Raw genomic sequence first — 19,442 nt, forward strand, 5'->3', positions numbered from 1 at the left:
GGTTTACTGTACATCAACAAAACACCTAGCGGATATTGTTTAGCAAAGCAATCGATTAGATTATAAATAAAGTTGAATCCAATGAAGAAAAGTCCCTCTGGAAATATTGATAAAAAAACTTTTTTAAACAATTTTACTTCTGTGAAACTATTAAACATATTGGTATACTTTTTTTAAAGGAGATGATCAGATTGGATCCAAATACAGTATTAACGTCAATCGGTACAACTTTGTTAACCAATTTTGTTTCTGATAAAGATAACGGTCCTCTTCGTACCTTAAACGACGTATAGGATATTTCCATTGGAGGATTAATACATTCCATTGCTGAGAAAAAACGTGCAAAATATGCTGTAAATCTTGAAGCCTATAAAAAGGTATTAGAAAGAGAAGTTTTATCTATACCCCCTGAAAATTTGATTGAACCACCTTTAAGTATTGTAGGACCCGCGCTAGAAGCATCAAAATTTTATATAGAGGAAGAAGAACTTCGTTCAATGTTCGCAAAAGTAGTTGCTGCTTCAATGGATAACCGCCAAGCAAGTTATGTTCACCCAGCTTTCATTGAAATAATTAAACAATTATCTCCAGTAGACGCTCTAGTTATTTCTTCCTTTTCGGATGAAAGTAAGCAGCCGATTGTAAATATTGGTCATAAAGACTTTGAAGAATTTGGTGGACGTTTAATTATTGATGCTCGTTGTATTTGGCAATTAAAAAATGCTATAAATGGCAGTATCTTTTATGAATGTAAAAAGAGTCAAAATACGCAAGTAGTGTATAAAAAATTGCATATTTTAGGCTCTTAATTTTTATTCCTTATTGCGTTAAAGCACCCGTTAGCCATCCATGCAGCGCAAAAATCGGCGCTGCACCACAGAGAATGAAAATGGATTATGCGGTCGATACTGTTTTTAATGGCTGGCGAGGAAGGTCGATGAACTATGGTGCCATAGAGCCCGTCCGTTAGTCTGACTCCAGCGACCACGGTGCACCACTGACTGTCGCACCCTATATGGGTAGCACGTATGGGAGATTAACCCTTTTCTGGTTGTTGCACCAGCCAAGCCTTTTTATACCACTTGAAGGAATGATCCGCTAATTTTATTTACACAAATTGAATATATGATTTACCTATCTAAAGGCTCAGCCTTTTTTTAAAAAAGCTATTTTCTGAGTCTATTTTGTTATGCTCTTTTTTAGATTTTTAACTTTTTGAATTTTCATGGGAGTTTAAGTGTAATATTTCACAAATATTATAAATGAGAAAAATGAATAACTAAAAATACAATAGGGGGAATTATTATTGATGGCAAAAGATTTAAGGTATTACATTTCTTAATCCCCAAAATATTTAAACCAGATGCGATTATCAATATACCTCCTACAATCGTCACTTCGTTCAGAAGATCATTATTTATGGAGTTCTCCATTAAAATAGCAATTAAATAAATGGCACCTTGCCAAATAAATAAAACAATTCCTGCAACAGCTATCCCAATACCAAATGTGGATGCTAACACAATCGAGGTAATTCCATCCAACACCCCATTTGCAAGCAGATACGTATAATCTCCCTTTAACGCTGCCTCTACAGGACCTAAAATAGATAACGTTCCAATACAAAATAATAGGATAGCAGTCGCTAACCCCTCAGCTAAATTACCCCTGGAATATTTATTAACTAAAGCATTAAATTTTGATTCTAAATTCAGCCTTTGACCGAGCAATCCCCCTACGGCTAAGCTTACAATAAAAAGTACCGGATATTTGCTGGAAGGTAAATGTTGCACTAGTGCATTTATTCCTAACCCCAACGCAACTAACCCCATAGCCTGCATTAGAATGTTGTGATATTCATCTTTTATCCCCTTTTTAAAGATGCTTCCGACAATGCTTCCGATTACTATCATCATTGTATTAAAGATTGTTCCAAACATAATCATTTCTCCTTTCAACTATTGTTCTATCCAAAAATATAGACCCTCCTGTAACGGGAGGGTCAACACTTTATTGGTATTTGTATTTCTGTCAGATAGTCTTCTTTACTACCAGAGATATAATGGTCAATTATTGTTCTTTCAATGGAATCCCCGATAACTTGGAAACCGTTATCTTGAATACAATTGAGTAAGCTTCTATAATGTTTGGGGGAATCGCTGTGATTCCCATTATAATAAATGCAGGCATACATTCCTTCGGGAAGAGTTGTCACTAAAGGATTTTGAATATCATCTTCTTCGACTAAAATAAATATCGAGTTATATTCATTGAACTTGTTGTTTAATGTATTATTAATACTTATCGTAAGACCTACTCCCCCAATAAATATAGAAGAACTCATATTGGACATACTCTCTAATCGTCGTAGGGAAACTTCCATCTCAGGTTCTGAACTGATTCTTTCTATTAACCTTACTATCCTTCTCTCTTTCCTCTCCTGTATGAATGGCACTTCCAATTCCTTTATTTCTCGTGCTAATTTAATGTCCTTGATTCGATTTTGGAACCTTCGGTTAATTCGTTCCAGTTCTTTCATTTTTTTTTCGGTTAATCGTTTCTGTTCCTCTAAGAGATACAAAAAACCATCGATATTCCTGTCGTCTAGATGTCCCTTGATCTCCTTTAATGAAAAACCTAATTCCTTTAAATAATGAATAGTGTTCAAATGTTCAAATTGTTCCGTTGAATAATATCTATAACCGTTGTTTATATCCTTTTGTATAGGTTTTAATAAATCAATTTCATCATAATATCGAAGGGTTTTTATGGTCGTATTATGGAGTTTAGCCATTTCTCCAATTGAAAATCTATTCTTCAATTTAATCTTCCTTTAGAAAAACTTTATATTATCACTATAATACACAATTATATGAAGTTAAACTAACCTGCCCGTTAGTGCTGTAAGCATAGCTACACAAATATGAATAAATATTAGTTTTTATACAAGTTTGCCCTTAAATAATGATTCATAAAGGTTAATAAACATACTGCCAAAACATACATAAGTTAATTGCCAGAAACACTCGTGACGTATACATGAGAGAAGGTTTTGACAATTATTTATTAATAAATTCAATTCAGAATTTAAAAAGACTCGGATTAGTTGATATTACTTATGAAAATCTATCTGATTTTCTACTGGAACAAAAAGATTATGAACAATTTAAACACCACTTTGAGTATAAATCATTGCAAGAAAGATGGGAGTTACATACCGGTAAACCAACGGGAGATTACAAGGAGATTTTGATACAAAAAGGAATAATTCAACCATCGACATTAGGTTTCTCCTTTCTATTTGTTATGTACCCGGACCCTGATATTCTCCTTGAAATGAGTTATGTAGAGCCTGAAGAAGACTAGGCTTTAATAAATTATAATTTGGTGCAAATAGATCTTAAAAAGGCGTTTCCTTTAAAAAGGGAAAGTTATTTTTATGAAAAATTCCTTGAGTGATAAAACTAAATTTAAGAATAAGTAGAAAAAACCACCAATCAAATTTGACTGATGGATGCTTATATCACATTTTATTAAGAACTTCCATTGAAGTTCTAGATTATAGACTTCACCACATCTGTATTATGGCTAGTTGTAAAATGACAATGACTAATGAGACTATTCCACGCAATAAAAGAAAACTAAACTATATGATATTCTTAGCAACATATCATAGGGTTATATATTTACGCCCTTCCAAAAGCTTTTTGTATATAAACCTCAATGAAATTAACAAACTTAATTTCAAAATCAGGCTCCAATGGGGTGACAAGTGGGAAGAAAAATGGTCTGTTTTTTTTCCCTGTACAATATTGTTTAATGCTGTCGGACTTGTTGTTACTTAAAAAACACGCAAAATTAACTTGTCCCATATCATCTAATAAACCTATAAAAGTTCTAATTAAATGAATTTCAAGCTTATCATAGAATTTACATTCAAATGCAACCCTCAGCCCCCTTGTATTAGGGTTTTCTAATTTATTCCTAGCATTGTTTGCACTTTCCTTGTCAATGATTGAAATATCAATTTCATGTTGAACTTTTGATGTGCCAGTATAGAGAATATCTAAATGAACTTCGTAAGTCTTTTCTAAATAAGTAAACTCCGCATATCCATAATTATACCTAGTGCTATGTATCTTACCAGGAGATCCTCTAAATATTATTTTTTTTGTAGGGTCACTTTTAATGCCTCTAAACTTGATCTTATTATCATCTGATATATTTTTTACAGCTTTTAATATTAATGAAAATATATAAACCTCATATGCTGAGTCAATTTTTTTTCTTCTTAGAATTCCAACCATTTTCTTATCAGAATTTAACTTTGTTAATAAACTTCTATATTTTTTAATTATTTCTCTTTTTGTAGGAGATGGCATTGGTTTTCCTCCCTTTTAAATTAAATAGTCAGAAATCATCTGTCTTAATTCCTTTATTTCATTTTTTATTTCATCAATATCATATTTTGAAAGTGTTACAACCTCATTTTCAAAATGAATTTCTGATTCAAGCGAATACTCATTAAAGTAATCATATGTAGAGTTAATACAAGCTGGTAATTTTACAAAATAGGTTTCTAATATATCTATATATATAAATATCTCATCTTCAGGTTTAGTAATAGGCTCATTAACAATTTGCCCATCTTTTAATTTTACTTCTTTCCCTTGAGAAATTTTGTTTTCAATTTCTTCTAATAGTTCATTTCCCATGGGATTTTGTTTAATATGTTCCTTAAATTGTCCAATTATTTCTAATAGTTCATTCACTAATTTGTCTCCCCCTTTTTTCTTTACATAAATGTTATGTATCTAAAACTAATCTTTTATCCTCTTAATTATTTTGTCTAATAACACGGTTGAAATACAGGTCACCAATACATAGAATTTTCCTCGATAATTATTTCTTAATATAATTATATCTTCATTTTCCAGTTGATAAGGACCTTGTCCATGGTAATCGTCCTAACAAAATTCAACCAGTCCATAATCTTAATGAAAAGTAATTTGTATTGGACGACCTACAAACCTATAACACTGTCCAGTAAAGGAAGTTACATAAACTAGTATTTTTTTCACTTTCTCAACCTGTGATTTAACCTAAACAACAAAAAAGGGGGCAGAAATTAACCCCTTATTGAAAGAAAGCACTATGAAGTTATTCTTACAGAATCATTTAGTTCCCTTATTACACTGACTAACTTAATTGCCATATCGTCATCAAACAATCCCGTAATGCCTTCATGGTGAATTGATGTAAATGGTTCATCAAACAGCAGTGAAGGATCTAACGTACCATTCTTAGTGAAAAATTCAATGACTTTATTAATAAATTGAATTTGATTGGCATTCAACGTAGTTCCTTCAAGGAATTCCGAAAATGCTTCCTTAGCTGCAGCCTGATCCATCCCTAAAACCTCCCGAATAAACAAGGTAAGAGGGCGGTCACTACCAAATTCCTTTTCATATTCAGTCATTGTTAAATTTCCTTCTGTAAAAAGGATTTTTTCCAACTCCTCCATGTCCTTTGGAGTGATTTGTTTATTTTTCCGGATTTTTTGAATTGTAATATGGTCTTGATGATTGAGAATAAAACGATTCACTTCAACACGATAGTCACGCCAGTCTGTTGTCTCCGGCATAGTTGAATCTTCATCTATTCCTTCGATTTTATCCTCAAAATCCGTATAAACAACTTTTCTTTCATTTTTATCAATGTATTGGATTAAATTTCTTAACGCTAATCGTACACGTTCTAAATCTGTTTCAGTTACATTTTCCCAAAACTCATTTGTTTGAACTTCTTCAATAACAGGCAATACTTTTTTAACGGCTTCAATTACCACTTTTTCTTGCAGCTTTTGTCCAGTTTTAATAACATTTGTAACAAGTTTTTTAGTGGATTTGGTTGATTTAGGCTGAACCAAAGAAAGTTGTAATTTTAGTATTAAAAGGTCAAATCGCTTTACATCTTCATCATCATCGGTTGAAACCAATCTTCCAAGGTGGTCAAGAGCTTCACGTAAGCTATCTTCACTAATTGGCTCCCAGCCTTTATTAAGTCGAAAACGCTCAACTTGGCGATGGTGAGGTCGGACTAAAAAGTGTTGTTCATCTAGCTGGGCAACTTGATTTGATACAAAGTCAATTAGCGCTTGATGAAAATCCTTTTGTTCTTTGTCATCTTGCAAGTAATAAATCAATTTTGCCCTTGTAGTAAACAATTGTTCATTTAATGAGTCTTGAGCTTTTGCTTCCTTTCCTTCCGGAAATGCTTCGAAGAAATCTATGTTCCCACAAAAATCAAAAACATAAAATTCTTGTTTATCTAACCCTGGTCCAAACAAATCTTCGTATAACCTTGTCCCACGACCTATCATTTGCCAGAATTTGGATTTCGAATGAACTTCCTTCAGTATTACAAGATTGACGATTTCAGGAATATCAATACCAGTATCAAGCATATCAACTGAGACTGCAACCTGCGGGTAATTTTCCTTAATTTTAAAATCATTGAGCAGTGACTCCGCATAAGAAACCTTGTTGTCAATGATCTCTAAAAATTTACCTTTCTGTTTAGGAAACAAAACACTAAACCGTTTAGCTATAAATTCGGCATGATTATGATTCTTGGCAAAAATTATTGTTTTACCAAGCTCGTCTCCACCCTTGACTTTTATTCCTTTTTCCATCATTATTTTTAACGCTTTATCAACAGTATCATTGTTAAAAAGCCAAGTGTTAATAGCACTTGAACTGATTTCCTCTGGTTTTTCACCGGTGACAGCATCTGTAAATTCCTCATCATATGCTTCTTTTTCTTCATCCGATAATTGGCTGTATTTAACACCAGACCGTGGAATCTTCATTTTAATTTTAATAGGCTGTGCAGGAACCAAGTATTTATCATCAACTGCTTGCTGATAATCATATGCAAAGGTCGGGACATTATCTTCCAATTCGAAAATTGTATAAGTATTTTTATCGATGTCGGTCTTAGGAGTAGCAGTTAGACCAATCATGAGCGAATCGAAATATTCGAAAATAGCACCATACTTTTTGTAAATAGACCTATGCGATTCATCAACAATTAACAAGTCAAAATGACCGACACTAAATCTTTTACTTTCTTTTTTTGTCTGGTCAATTAAATTCATCATGGTTGGATAAGTTGAAACTATTATCCGGCTAGTATCATCTTCTTTTTCTTCAAGCAAATTTATGACAGAGGTATTAGGCAGGTATTTGCTAAAGGCATTTTTGGCTTGACGCACAAGTTCTTTACGGTCAGCTAGAAAAAGGACATTCTTAACCCATCCTGCTTTCATTAGTAATTCAACAAGAGCAACTGCTGTTCGTGTTTTTCCTGTCCCTGTAGCCATAATAAGCAATGCATGTCGTTTTTTATTTTCAAATGTTTCGGCAGTTCGCCGTATAGCTTCAACTTGGTAATAACGACCTGCAGTATCTTTATTAATTGTTTGCTTCGTTATATTTTTTCTTGTTGATCGTCGTTCAATCATTAATCGCAGTTGGTCTTTTGTATAAAAACCCTGTACCACTCTGGGAGGATACATTACATCATCCCAAAGCCAAGTTTCATATCCATTTGTATAGAAAATGATGGGGCGTTGGGTATAATGTTTCTCTAATAAATCTGCGTAGAGTTCAGCTTGCTTTTTTCCTGTAGCAGGGCTTTTTGTTGTTCTTTTAGCTTCAATTACAGCTAAAGGCTTTCCATTGTCATCCCATAAAACATAATCAGCGAATCCTACTTGTGAACGGTTAGGCATACCAGGAAGCTCGTATTCCTCCACATTTGGTCCATGTGGGTCCCAGCCAATTTCTCTTAACATCAGGTCAATAAACAACTGTCTAGTTTTGGCTTCAGAGTAGGGTTTGGTTTCCTTCGATATGTCCTTTTCATTTTTCTTTTTGTTTATTTGAATTTGTTTACGAAGCTCTTCGTTTTCACGTAATATTCTCTTAAGTTCTTTATCCTTTTTTTCGATTTCATAGGCTAGTTGTTCTAATTCTTTTGCTGATTTATCGTTTTTTTGTTTTTCTATTGGAATTAGTTGAGGCTCAAAGTTGATGTCTTTCTGAGGTGTATCACTATAATAGCGCTGAAGCCAATTTAAAAAATGAAATAAATTTTCAAAAGCAGTAAAGGACTCATTTTTTGATACCTTTTGTTCACTATGTACTGCAACATTTCCAAGGCGACGTATAAGATCAATTGGCTTAAAAAGGCTAGGGGTCAAATTTTCACGAAAGGTTTGCTCATACATTAAATTGTATAAATCATCACGTTCCGGTTTTTTTAAATAATCATCATTAGCATAAAGCCAATTAATTGCTCGTTCCAATGCTAAACGACTATAAAAAAGGGAAGTACGGGGAGCAGAGTAAACATTCTTCTCTGCTTCCACCGCTGCTTCATATATTAACGACCAATTGTTTTTAATAATATCTGCGTTGTAAGGCATGGTGGTCACCTCACTTTTTGTTTTGTAAGTTCACCCTTTAATGCACGATCAAGGAGGGAGTTATATAGTTCATGTAAACCTTTAAGAGATTTATTTAGCTCTACTACTCTACATTCAATTTTAAAGCATACTGACTCAAAACGTTCCTGTAGTTCCATTGGTGGAATAGGTACAGGGAAATTTTTTAATTGAGTAGAATTTATAGAGGCTATACCAGTCGTTTGTTTACCAGACTTTAAAAAATAGGATTTCCCATATTTACTGCCAGCATATTTACTAAAATATTCTGGATTAATTAACTCTTTATTGAGTCTTACTCTAAAAATATGATTTTGATGTATACAATTTGGAATTTCATTACGCCAAACTGAACCTCTTCCAAGTTTGTCAGGATCACCACCCTCTGTTAATAAAACATCTCCATATTCGAGTTTATATTTTTCCGAATCCACTAAGGTAACTTCGATTTCTTTAATTTCGTTTAAATCCAGGTAACCATCTTGAACATTCGCTACGCGCATATAAGGTAAAGTAATAGTAGGACCATTATTTTTTTTACCCTTTGTAACGCCAGATACTACCTCAGAGATTTCAGCCAGCTTAGCATTTGGGTAATTTTCAATTAAATCCCCAAAGAAGTTAATGAATAATGAGTCCTTTAGTTTATTTATAGTTACCAATGAAATTTCCCTAATTTTAATAAGCCCTTCTGCCTTATCCAATATTTCTACTATCTTCTGCTGGTTTTCAAGTGAAGGCAGGTTAACTTCCAAATTTTTTAAATCTGATATCGAAACATTATTAATAATTGATTTTTTTCCAAGCTTTTCAATGTTCCCCGTTAAACTTTGTAGGACATGGAAAAGATATCTCTCATTTAAATTTTCATTAGGGACTATTTTAACTATACGTTGATTTAATAATGCCGGACCTTTATCCCAATAATACAACTTAATATTGCCAGACATACTTAATAATAAGTCCTTATTTTTTATTACGTATTTCTCTTGGTATTCATCATTCCAATATACAAATTCTTTATTTTCAGGACTTAAGTTTTGAATTCTAATAATAGGCATAGAGTTATCTGTCTGACTCATATTAAACTTTTTTGAACTCCATGCAAATCCACTTAGAAAATTACATACTTCATCTAATCTAACAACTTTCACTTTAATAAAGCCTCCAACTCTTCAAGCCCTTCAATATATTTATTTTCTAGGTCTTTCAATTCAGCAATAATTTTTTCGGGTGCTTCATAAGAAATCTCTTCAATAATATTTTCTTTATACCGATTTATACTTAAGTCATAAATATTAGCCCTAATATCTGTAACACCCACAAAAAATGACTGTTCCGTTCGTTTACGTTTTATTTCTTCATCAAGATGATTAAAACGTTCTATAATGTCCGGAATATTGTTCTCTACGTGATTATTTTGGTCTAATGGTATTCTTTTATCATCCAACGAAAAACCATCAGCTTGCATATCATAGAACCAAATATTTTCTGTGCCGCCATTATTAGTTTTTGTAAAAATAATAATAGCAGTCGAGACCCCTGCATACGGCTTAAAAACACCAGGAGGCATTGAAATAATCGCTTCAACCTTTTGGTTATCAACTAATTCTTTTCTAATATCTTTATGGGCATTTGAAGTACCAAAAAGAACGCCTTCAGGAACTATTACTGCACACCGTCCACCAATTTTTAATAAACGTGTCATTAGTGCAACGAATAACAGCTCAGTTTTTTTTGTTTTAACTTTATTTAGTAAGTTAGGATTAACTTCTTCTGAATCAAGTGACCCCTTAAACGGTGGATTAGCCAAGCAAAGAGTGTATTCTTCTTCTACGCTATTTGATTTAGATAGGGAATCTAACTGTATAACATTGGGATTTTCTATACCGTGAAGCATTAAGTTCATTGCCCCGATTCGAAGCATCGTTGAATCCGTATCAAAACCATTAAACATTGTAGAATTATAATAATCACGTAATTTCTTATCATTTGAATTAAAAATTTCATCATAATGCTGTTTATACACATATTCTGCAGCCGAAACTAAATATCCCGCTGTGCCAGCTGCTGGATCGACTATTTTATCCTTTGGAGTTGGCTTCATGAGTTTAACCATCATATCGATGATATGCCTTGGTGTCCGGAACTGTCCATTTGTTCCTGATGTCGCTAATTTTGAAAGGAGGTATTCATATAAGTCACCTAAAGCATCTCTGTTTTGTGCCGGTAGGTCATTTAATAAATTATCAATCCCTGTAATAACCCTTTGCAATAGTAAAGCGTTAGGTATGACAAATACCGCATTTTCAAGATGCTTAGTAAAATGTGAATTCTCCTCACCAATATTTTTCATGTGAAGGAAAACTTCATCCTTTACGATACGGAACATTTCTTCTGATTCTTGCTCTTTAAATTTAGACCAGCGCAAGTGCTCTTGTTCCTTTGTAAAAAGAGGTCTTTCTATTGGCTTTCTTGTAATTAATGACTGTTTTTCCATACGCTTTTGGGTATCATCTAAACCTTTAATAAAAAGCAAATATGTAAATTGTTCAATTACAGTTAAGGGATTTGTAACTCCACCTGTCCAAAAATGCTCCCATATTTTATCTACTTTGTTTTTTACTTCTCCAGTAATCACTAGTTATCACTCCGTTGTATTATAAGTACATATGTTTATTACTATTTTACCATTTTTCATTATAGGTTGTCCTTTTTTAAGGATATAAAGAAATTTTAAAATCATATGATTTTTTTATTCCAACTGAAAGTACATGTTGAAGTTTGTTTTATCTTATTTTAAAAGGAATATCTAAGTTATTTTATTGAACAATGCTTAATCTGCAGGATTTTTCATAAACAACATCGTACTTTTTAACTATACATATTAAGGAGGGAGTAATTTTGGAGGTTGAATATGAGTTTAATTTAAATGACCTTGAATTAGCACTTAATTACATGAAATTTTATGATGATGAACTGGCTTACCTTGGTTTAACTAGCCAAAGCGAAACAACTTTAAGAGATCGTCTTGGGTACTCTTTATTCTATAATTTTCAACAGAGCAATAATTTTAATGTCATTTTCCCTAGAGAGTTTTCCGATAAACTGGATCCTCCGGTAAAAATTAGAAACAGAAAGAATCCCCAAAAAAAGACCAAAATGGATATGGCTGTCCTAGTATCAAAAGATTTCTATAAAGACAAGGATCTTAGCCCTAACTACATCTCAATCATAGAATGTAAAAATGTGTACACTACTGGAATTCTTATTCCATCTGAATGGAAAAATTGGGTCAATAATTTCTTATCTGATTTTGAAAAAAATGATCAAATAATAGAGAAAAGAATTGACAAGAAACGTATTACGCAATTTGAAGTGTGTTTTATTACCGATTTTACTATTGACCCATTTTATTATGATCGTTGGGAGGATAACTGGTTTACTTATGATTCCTACATAAAATATCTTTATGATATGACAGGTGGTTTACATGATAAGCTAAAAACTTTTGAACCGTACCGCCAACAAGGAACATTATTACAAGAAATAGAAAATACTTTTCTAAGTTCTTTTCCTTCACCTTATTATGAAGTCAGGAGTGGCAAGTTAGATAGAAATAAGAAACATAGATTGCACTATTTTAGCGTTGATATTTACTATGTCATAATAGAAAAGAAATGGTGTTCTTGTTACGAGGAGCATTTGTGTAATTTGTGCAATCAAAAAATAATTGATCAACTTAGCAAATAATATGGGATTTTCTATGCGTTTCAGAAAAAAGGACAAGTGGAAATGTAGTTCTTAACTGGAATCTAGTTGAGCAAAGTTAAAAATCCCTCCAATATTGAATTTCATAAATAATAACAAAAATGCAAGATAAATAAAGAGGAAAATCCTCTCCTAATGGATAGGGATTTCCCTCTTTATTAGTGACCTTTAAGTTCTTCTAACCTTTGATATACTTTAGCAAAGTGTTTTTCTTGACCGTTTTGCTTTGGATGAAAGTATATTCTGTCTTTTAGTAAATCAGGTAGGTATTTTTGATTTACAAATGAATTTGGATAATCATGTGGATATTTATAATCTACCCCATGTCCTAACACTTTTGCTCCATTGTAATGAGCATCTTTTAGATGCATTGGAATCTCTCCCACCAGACCTTTTCTTACATCCTCTATAGCAAGGTCCAAGGCTTTATATGCACTATTTGTCTTTGGTGATAAACATAACTCAATAACAGCGTTTGCTAAAGGTATTCTTGCCTCCGGCAATCCAAGCCTTTCTACTGACTGGCAAGCTGCCAGTGTACGGACTGGAACATCAGGAGCAGATATCGAGATATCTTCGTAGGCACATACTAATATGCGACGACAAATTGAAACAAGGTCCCCACCTTCAAGAAGTCTTGCTAAATAATGCAGGGCTGCATTAACATCACTGCCCCTTATACTTTTTTGTAGGCATGATAATAGTGAGTAGTATATATCTCCATTTTTATCATGAGAAAATCCTTTATTTTCAACGCACTCTTTCACAGTTTGAAGTTCAAAAACCACTTGTTTTGTTTCCTCATCTTTCGAGGCGAAAACAACATCCTCTAATACATTAAGAGCTGATCGAGCATCACCATTGGTTGAAGAAGAAATGATATCAATTGCCTCTTGTGATATTTCAATATTCATTGTACCTAATCCGTTTTCCTTATCAGCCAAAGCCCTTTTAAGTAACTCGTCAATATCGTCAGTTGAAAGCCTCTTTAGTTCTTTGATTTGACCACATCTACTCCTTATCGCAGGGTTAACATCATGGAATGGATTTTCAGTTGTTGCACCAATAAGAGTTATTAATCCGTTTTCCACATGTGGTAAGAGATAATCCTGTTGGGCTTTGTTAAATCTATGCACTTCATCAATAAATAAAATTACCTTGCCTTCTTGGTTCGCTATAGTCACTGCACTTTCAATATCTTTTTTACCAGCAGTTGTAGCATTTATAGGAATAAATGGTCTGTTTACCGTACCAGCAATTGCCTGTGCAATTGATGTCTTACCAATTCCAGGTTCACCGTAAAGTAATATCGAAGGTACATGTCCTTTTTTTATCATCTTGTATAAAGCTGTATCTTTGCCAATAACATGTTTTTGTCCAACTATTTCATCCAAATTTTTTGGTCTCATTCTATATGCAAGAGGTTTGTTGTTATTGAAGTCATCATAATTAAATAAATCCATTATTAATTCACCTCCATTCGAAGTATACAACATTTTTAATGGACAAGTTCAAATATTTATCTTTTAAATACGGAATATATGAATAGAATTTTTATAATAAAATAATACTCCATAAATTGAAAGTGGGGGCTCGTTGAGTAAAAAGCTCATCACACCCCAAATAATTTTTGTACTACTTTGTGGTTGTGGAAAGTGTTGTGGTAGATGGTGTTGTTGTAAACCATGTTTAAAAACCGTTGTTGTTGTAAAAGAGCATTATTAATTATTATCAAATTAATTTTTATTGATATTTATTTTTTTCCTTGTCACTATTAGGGTGGAAGTGTTTTTTTATCTTTTTTTTATCAATGGAATAATTAATGTCCAAACTTTTAAGATACATGCTGCCCTTCATTATCTGAGCCGATTAATTGAAGCCGGTGACTTGCCGAGTATCAGCCGCAGATTGATTGTCATCGCCTATGAAGATATCGGACTAGCCAACCCACAAGCAGGCGCACGCACGTTAGCGGCGATTGAAACCGCCGAGAGAATTGGTTTTCCTGAGGCGAGAATCCCACTAGCAAATGCCGTGATTGAACTATGCTTATCACCAAAATCTAACTCGGCTGTCTTAGCCATTCAGGCCGCGCTCGAAGATATTCAAAAAGGCATCGTCGGCGAAGTACCTGACCATCTAAAGGATGCCCATTATAAAGGGGCAAAAGAGCTTGGCAGAGGAATTGACTACAAATACCCACATGACTATGAAAACGGTTGGGTACCGCAACAATATTTACCCAACAAATTAAAACACAAACAATACTACCAACCAAAGAAAACCGGAAAATTCGAGCAAGCACTTGCGATTGTCTATGAGAAACTATCAAGGAAGAAATAATAATAATAATAAGGGTGTCAGGCACCATGTGAAAAATTCACATGGTGCCTGACACCCTTTTCTTTATCTAGGCAGCCACGTCTCGTTTTTTAAAGACAAGAAAGGCTAATAATTGGAATGCTACAAAGTAGATGAGGAGCATGATGACTGAAAATGACATCGACATTCCTTCCATCATGGGTGTACCGTCCACATATTGCATTAGGTCGGTGTTGGCAAACAAGATGTATTTAGCCCAGCTAAATTTTATCGAAAGCAATACTGTAAATTGAGCCCCTGTGAATAACAAAAATAATGATAAGCCAATTGCTAGAGAACTGTTCCGGAAAACTGATGAAATCATAAACGCCATCGTCGCAAGCATTATCGTGTCAATGGATCTAAACCCATAATAAATCATTAGATAAACAATGATATTTTGCTCCGTTACCTGCCCATTGGAATAATTCAAATATGGCACAGGATGGTCTGGCGTTCCAAACAGGATGGCACCAAGTAAAGTAGAGAATGCAAATAGGATGGCCAACATCAGCAACGCAAACAACATGACGGTAAGATATTTGGATGCTAAGATTTTGCTGCGATTTATCGGCCGGATTAATAACAGCTTGATGGTTCCCCAGTTGAATTCACTCGCAACAATCCCTGCCGAAATAATTATTGTAAATAATCCTGCCAAGATAATCAGTTGTGACGCATCTTTTACAAACGTCCAGACATTATATTTTTCATTATAGGGAATATGATGCTTTATTCGGTAGTCATTAATAGCAATTTCTTCCTTATAAAACTGCTTCTCCAGCTTCGAATTGCTTTGCTTCATCTGCTTCTTTAGTGCATCATTTTCCTGCTGTAATGTTTGTTCCCAGTTTTTATCGAGGTTGAAATCCTGTTCCTGGTATTTGTGAAAAATACCAAAAATAGATATGATAACAACCAGGATTGAAATCATCACATACGTTCCAGGGCGTCTAAAAATTTTCATCCATTCATTTTTAATTAAATTAACCACGACTTGGCGCCCCCTTTTCGGTTGTCAGTTCAAGGAAGCGATCTTCTAACGTCTTGGCTACTTCTTTGATCGTAAAAACTTGAATATCCTCTGAAACAAATGTTTTCACTAGATTCGGAATTTCTTCTTTTGGAAGCTCCACATTTATACCATTTCTTGAACGGTTTGCTCGAAGATTGGGATAGTGGGTCTCCAAAAGGGCCAACGCCTTTTCGCTAGGGACTACTTCCATTTCATAGGTCATTTCAGTTTCACCGTGGACTAGTTCATGGACAAGCTGCACATCGATCAAGCGCCCATTTTGTATAATCCCAATCCGGTCACACATCATTTCCATTTCTGAAAGCAAATGACTTGAAACGATCACGGCTAGGTTTTTTTCACGTGCCAGGAGGCGGACATAGTCACGAATTTCCCTTATTCCTGCAGGGTCTAAACCGTTGGTTGGTTCATCAAGGATTAACACCTGTGGATCATGCAATAGACACTGTGCTAACCCTAATCTTTGTCTCATACCCAGGGAGTAGGTTTTTACCTTGTCATTTATGCGGTCAGTTAATCCCACGAGTTCCACTGTTTCGGCAATCTTCTCCTTGGAAATTCCTTTTGACATTCTTGCATAATGGACCAGGTTTTGATAGCCAGTTAGAAATTTATACATTTCCGGATTTTCAACAATCGCACCAATATGACGCACCGCGTCTTCAAAATCACTTTTAATACTTGAACCGCCAACACTGATATCCCCTGATGTAATATCCATTAAACCAACTATCATTCGAATAGTTGTAGTTTTCCCTGCTCCATTTGGACCTAAAAAACCAAATACCTCTCCTTTATTTACTTGAAAGCTAATATTATCTATTATGGTTCTTCCTTTAATTACTTTTGTAACATTTTTTAACTCAACGATTTTTTCCAACCGCTCACTCCTCTCAATGTATCCTCACCTAGTTTATCTTATTGCAGAAGTATTTACCTCATATTAAGGTTATCACCAAAAATGATTTCGGCAAATTTTAACAAAATATTCATATACTTTCCCCTAAACGTACCCTCTTTTTTGTAAAATAAGATTAGGTTCTATTAAAATGAGAGGAAGTGGACTATGGCATTAAAGTCTCGTTGTGAGTCGAAGGAATTAAAAATTATGAGATCTTTAAACATACGAAGTAATTTATCTCCAACAGAAAAGAAGTACTTTTTTAAGCTTGAAAAAGGCTACCAAGGTGAATTGATGTTTGATCTGTTAACCGAAAAGCTTCAAGGTGATATGTTAGTAATAAACGACTTGTGCCTTGAGGTTAACGACACTGTGTTTCAAATTGATACTTTAATCATTGCTCAAGATAGGATTTATCCATTTGAGGTAAAAAACTACTCCGGAGATTATTATTACGACACTGAAGGGTTCCATAAAGTATCCGGGACCGATATAACTAATCCATTAGACCAGATAAGACGCAGTAAATTATTACTCCGCCAGTTGCTTCAAAATCTTGGCTATAAAATACCCGTTGAACCAACCGTCATTTTTATCAACCCCGAGTTTACCTTATATCAAGCGCCTATTAACCAGCCGATTATTTATCCAACTCAGATTGATTGATTTATGAAAAAGTTTGATGTGACACCGTCAAAACTAAATGACAGACACAAAAAGTTAGCGGACCGATTAATATCTTTACATTCGAACGAATCACCCTATGCAACCCGATTACCTACTTATAAATATCGAAAACTTAAGAAAGGTATGGCTTGTAAAAAGTGCGCCTCATTGATGATTTCTGGTGAGGATAATATTATTGTTGTGTGTAAAAAATGTGGGTATGTAGAAACGGTTGAATCAGCAGTACTACGTAGTGTCGTGGAACTAAAGTTCCTTTTCCCAGATATAAAAATTACCACTGTTTTGGTTTATGAATGGTGTCACGTAGTAAAGTCTAAAAAGATGATTAGAAGGGTACTAATGGAAAATTATAAAGCAATAGGATATTGTCGGTGGTTCTATTATGAATGAATTGTGGATTGTATCTTAAATTGAGAAAAACATTTATCATAAATACCCTTTCCTTCTTTTATTAATAAGTTTGGTCACTTAGTGGATCCTAAGTGACCATTTTCTTTTGCTATTCATTTTTACAGTCACATAAAACATAAGATGTTGCCATCCCATCGTTCTTTTTACGGTTCCGGTCACGTAGAACCCTCCTACGTTACCCTCCCATCATTCTTTTCACGGTTTCGGTCACGTAGACCCTTCCTACGTTACCCTCTCATCCTTCTTTTCTCGGGTTCGGTCACGTAGAGCCTTCCTACGTTACCCTCCCATCTTTCTTTTCACGGGTTCGGTAACGTAGAGCCTTCCTACGTTACCCTTCCATTCTCGGGTTCGGTCACGTAGAACCCCCCTACGTTACCCTCTCATCCTTTTTGAACGATTCCGGTAACGTAGAACCCTCCTACGTTACCCTCCCATCATTCTTTTCACGGTTCCGGTCACGTAGACCCTTCCTACGTTGCTTTTTCCCTTTATTCCAAGTTAAGTGAGCCAAGAACCTTACTACATAAAAAAATAACCCTAAACGAATAAAAGTTTAGGGCCCCAATACAATTCTTATTTCTCATCAGATACTCGTTGGATTTTTATGCTTCTTAATAATTGTCCTACCACATAGCTTGCCATGATCAGACCTGCAGCAGATGGAACAAAGGCATTGGATGCTGGAGGCATTTGTGCTTTGCGGATAGGTGCATTTTCATTGCCGACTTCTTTTTTAATATCCTCACGAATAACAATTGGGCTTTCATCGGAAAAAACGACCGGAATCCCTTTATGGATTCTTTCCTTACGGAGCTTGGTGCGGATGACTTTTGCGATCGGATCCGTATGAGTTTTCGAAATATCAGCAATCTTAAAACGGGTTGGGTCCATTTTATTGGCTGCTCCCATACTTGAAATAATTGGGATATTTCTATTCAAGCATTCCTTCATTAAATGAATTTTATAGACAATCGTGTCAGAAGCATCGACGACAAAATCCAAATTATGGCTAAAAATCTGTTCATATGTATCTTCTGTATAAAACATTTTTAATGAAATGACTTCACAATCTGGATTGATATCTTTGATCCGCTCTTCCATAATCTCTACTTTAGGTCGACCAACAGTGGAAAGCAAAGCAATCAGCTGTCGGTTGATGTTGGTAATATCAACATCGTCTTTATCTATTAAAATTAACCGGCCAACGCCAGAACGGGCCAGTGCTTCAGCAGCAAAGGAACCAACCCCGCCGATACCTAAAACAGCAACTGTGCTATTTTTCATAATCTCAAGGCCTTCTTTACCAATGGCCAGTTCATTACGTGAAAATTGATGCAGCATTATGTTCACTCCAATTAATTAAATTCGTTAAGTTTCTTTTTCCCGATTAAAAATATATCATACACTCCATTAAAAACAAGTATCTTGATAGGAATAATAAAGTTGGAAAGCAAAATAAAACCTCCCGTAACGTTCAGGAGGTTGATTTTAAGCACATAGAAAAGAGTCCCAATTATGCCGTCACTCTTAATACCTTAGTTTTGATCCCGCCCTCAGCAGGTGGGTGTCCTGTTCCCGAAATTGTAAGTCCCCTTACCCGTAGTAGGGTGAGGCATTTACGCAATCAGGAAACTCTAGACTCCCGTATAAATAATGTTCGGTCAAAACTTCAGGCAACGCAACGTACATTTCAGGACTCTTCTTTGATGCTTTTATAATAGCATATTAAAAATCGGTATTCAAGGATTCATGAAAGCGAATTC

15 protein-coding genes, 1 other RNA gene and 1 pseudogene are annotated in these 19,442 nt (G+C 34.5%); 5 read left to right on the forward strand and 12 right to left on the reverse strand.

The genetic code is table 11. The features are described from left to right. Positions 1-323: 323 nt before the first annotated feature. Positions 324-809: a DUF4393 domain-containing protein gene (locus tag J7E67_RS10320; RefSeq protein WP_483861510.1), complete on the forward strand. Its 486-nt coding sequence runs from the start codon at positions 324-326 to the stop codon at positions 807-809. 447 nt (positions 810-1,256) lie between these two features. Here J7E67_RS10320 and J7E67_RS10325 read toward each other — a convergent pair whose 3' ends face one another. Beyond that, positions 1,257-1,940 carry a DUF554 domain-containing protein gene (locus tag J7E67_RS10325; RefSeq protein WP_214731693.1) on the reverse strand — a complete coding sequence of 228 codons (684 nt, stop codon included), beginning with the start codon at positions 1,938-1,940 and terminating at the stop codon, positions 1,257-1,259. Positions 1,941-2,002: 62 nt separating this feature from the next. Then, positions 2,003-2,821, reverse strand: coding sequence for a MerR family transcriptional regulator (locus J7E67_RS10330; RefSeq protein WP_214731695.1), 819 nt, complete (start codon positions 2,819-2,821; stop codon positions 2,003-2,005). 218 nt (positions 2,822-3,039) lie between these two features. Here J7E67_RS10330 and J7E67_RS10335 point away from each other — a divergent pair, with 218 nt between their 5' ends. Continuing rightward, positions 3,040-3,366: an Abi-alpha family protein gene (locus J7E67_RS10335; protein WP_214731697.1), complete on the forward strand. Its 327-nt coding sequence runs from the start codon at positions 3,040-3,042 to the stop codon at positions 3,364-3,366. Between the two features lie 320 nt (positions 3,367-3,686). Here J7E67_RS10335 and J7E67_RS10340 read toward each other — a convergent pair whose 3' ends face one another. The 5 genes from J7E67_RS10340 to J7E67_RS10360 form a co-directional block, all read right to left on the reverse strand. Further along, positions 3,687-4,382: a hypothetical protein gene (locus tag J7E67_RS10340; RefSeq protein WP_214731699.1), complete on the reverse strand. Its 696-nt coding sequence runs from the start codon at positions 4,380-4,382 to the stop codon at positions 3,687-3,689. 15 nt (positions 4,383-4,397) lie between these two features. Then, positions 4,398-4,772 carry a hypothetical protein gene (locus J7E67_RS10345; protein WP_214731701.1) on the reverse strand — a complete coding sequence of 125 codons (375 nt, stop codon included), beginning with the start codon at positions 4,770-4,772 and terminating at the stop codon, positions 4,398-4,400. A 380-nt stretch (positions 4,773-5,152) separates the two neighbouring features. After that, the gene (locus tag J7E67_RS10350; RefSeq protein WP_214731703.1) at positions 5,153-8,491 is read right to left on the reverse strand and encodes a DEAD/DEAH box helicase family protein; all 3,339 of its coding nucleotides are present in this window, start codon (positions 8,489-8,491) and stop codon (positions 5,153-5,155) included. 5 nt (positions 8,492-8,496) lie between these two features. Then, positions 8,497-9,663 carry a restriction endonuclease subunit S gene (locus tag J7E67_RS10355; RefSeq protein ID WP_214731704.1) on the reverse strand — a complete coding sequence of 389 codons (1,167 nt, stop codon included), beginning with the start codon at positions 9,661-9,663 and terminating at the stop codon, positions 8,497-8,499. Then, on the reverse strand, positions 9,660-11,150 hold the full coding sequence (locus tag J7E67_RS10360) for a class I SAM-dependent DNA methyltransferase (RefSeq protein WP_214731705.1): 1,491 nt from the start codon (positions 11,148-11,150) through the stop codon (positions 9,660-9,662). The genes J7E67_RS10355 and J7E67_RS10360 overlap by 4 nt, the downstream gene beginning before the upstream one ends. 263 nt (positions 11,151-11,413) lie before the next feature. Between J7E67_RS10360 and J7E67_RS10365 the strand changes: the two genes are divergently transcribed. Then, a complete protein-coding gene (locus J7E67_RS10365) occupies positions 11,414-12,262 on the forward strand; it encodes a hypothetical protein (protein WP_214731706.1) in 849 nt (282 codons plus the stop codon). Positions 12,263-12,438: 176 nt separating this feature from the next. Here the strand turns inward: J7E67_RS10365 and J7E67_RS10370 are convergent, their stop codons facing one another. After that, positions 12,439-13,743 carry a replication-associated recombination protein A gene (locus J7E67_RS10370; RefSeq protein WP_214731707.1) on the reverse strand — a complete coding sequence of 435 codons (1,305 nt, stop codon included), beginning with the start codon at positions 13,741-13,743 and terminating at the stop codon, positions 12,439-12,441. A gap of 379 nt (positions 13,744-14,122) precedes the next feature. Here J7E67_RS10370 and J7E67_RS10375 point away from each other — a divergent pair. Beyond that, positions 14,123-14,623, forward strand: a pseudogene (locus J7E67_RS10375) (AAA family ATPase); the annotation flags it as partial. Between the two features lie 67 nt (positions 14,624-14,690). Here J7E67_RS10375 and J7E67_RS10380 read toward each other — a convergent pair. Both J7E67_RS10380 and J7E67_RS10385 read right to left on the reverse strand, forming a co-directional pair. Further along, entirely contained in the window at positions 14,691-15,635 is a 945-nt protein-coding gene (locus J7E67_RS10380; protein ID WP_214731708.1) for an ABC transporter permease, read from the reverse strand. Next, positions 15,628-16,557: an ABC transporter ATP-binding protein gene (locus tag J7E67_RS10385; protein ID WP_214731710.1), complete on the reverse strand. Its 930-nt coding sequence runs from the start codon at positions 16,555-16,557 to the stop codon at positions 15,628-15,630. Before J7E67_RS10385 ends, J7E67_RS10380 begins: the two co-directional genes overlap by 8 nt. A 186-nt stretch (positions 16,558-16,743) precedes the next feature. On the opposite strand from J7E67_RS10385, the gene J7E67_RS31250 reads away from it, so the two are divergent. Next, complete coding sequence (locus J7E67_RS31250; protein ID WP_251026686.1) at positions 16,744-17,244, forward strand: nuclease-related domain-containing protein; 501 nt, start codon at positions 16,744-16,746, stop codon at positions 17,242-17,244. A 1,008-nt stretch (positions 17,245-18,252) separates the two neighbouring features. Here the strand turns inward: J7E67_RS31250 and J7E67_RS10395 are convergent. Both J7E67_RS10395 and ssrS read right to left on the reverse strand, forming a co-directional pair. Then, positions 18,253-19,020, reverse strand: coding sequence for a tRNA threonylcarbamoyladenosine dehydratase (locus J7E67_RS10395; protein ID WP_214731713.1), 768 nt, complete (start codon positions 19,018-19,020; stop codon positions 18,253-18,255). A gap of 161 nt (positions 19,021-19,181) precedes the next feature. Beyond that, positions 19,182-19,379, reverse strand: a non-coding RNA gene (gene ssrS / locus J7E67_RS10400) — 6S RNA. Between the last annotated feature and the right edge of the window lie 63 nt (positions 19,380-19,442).

The sequence above is a fragment of the Bacillus sp. ISL-46 genome (assembly GCF_018613205.1).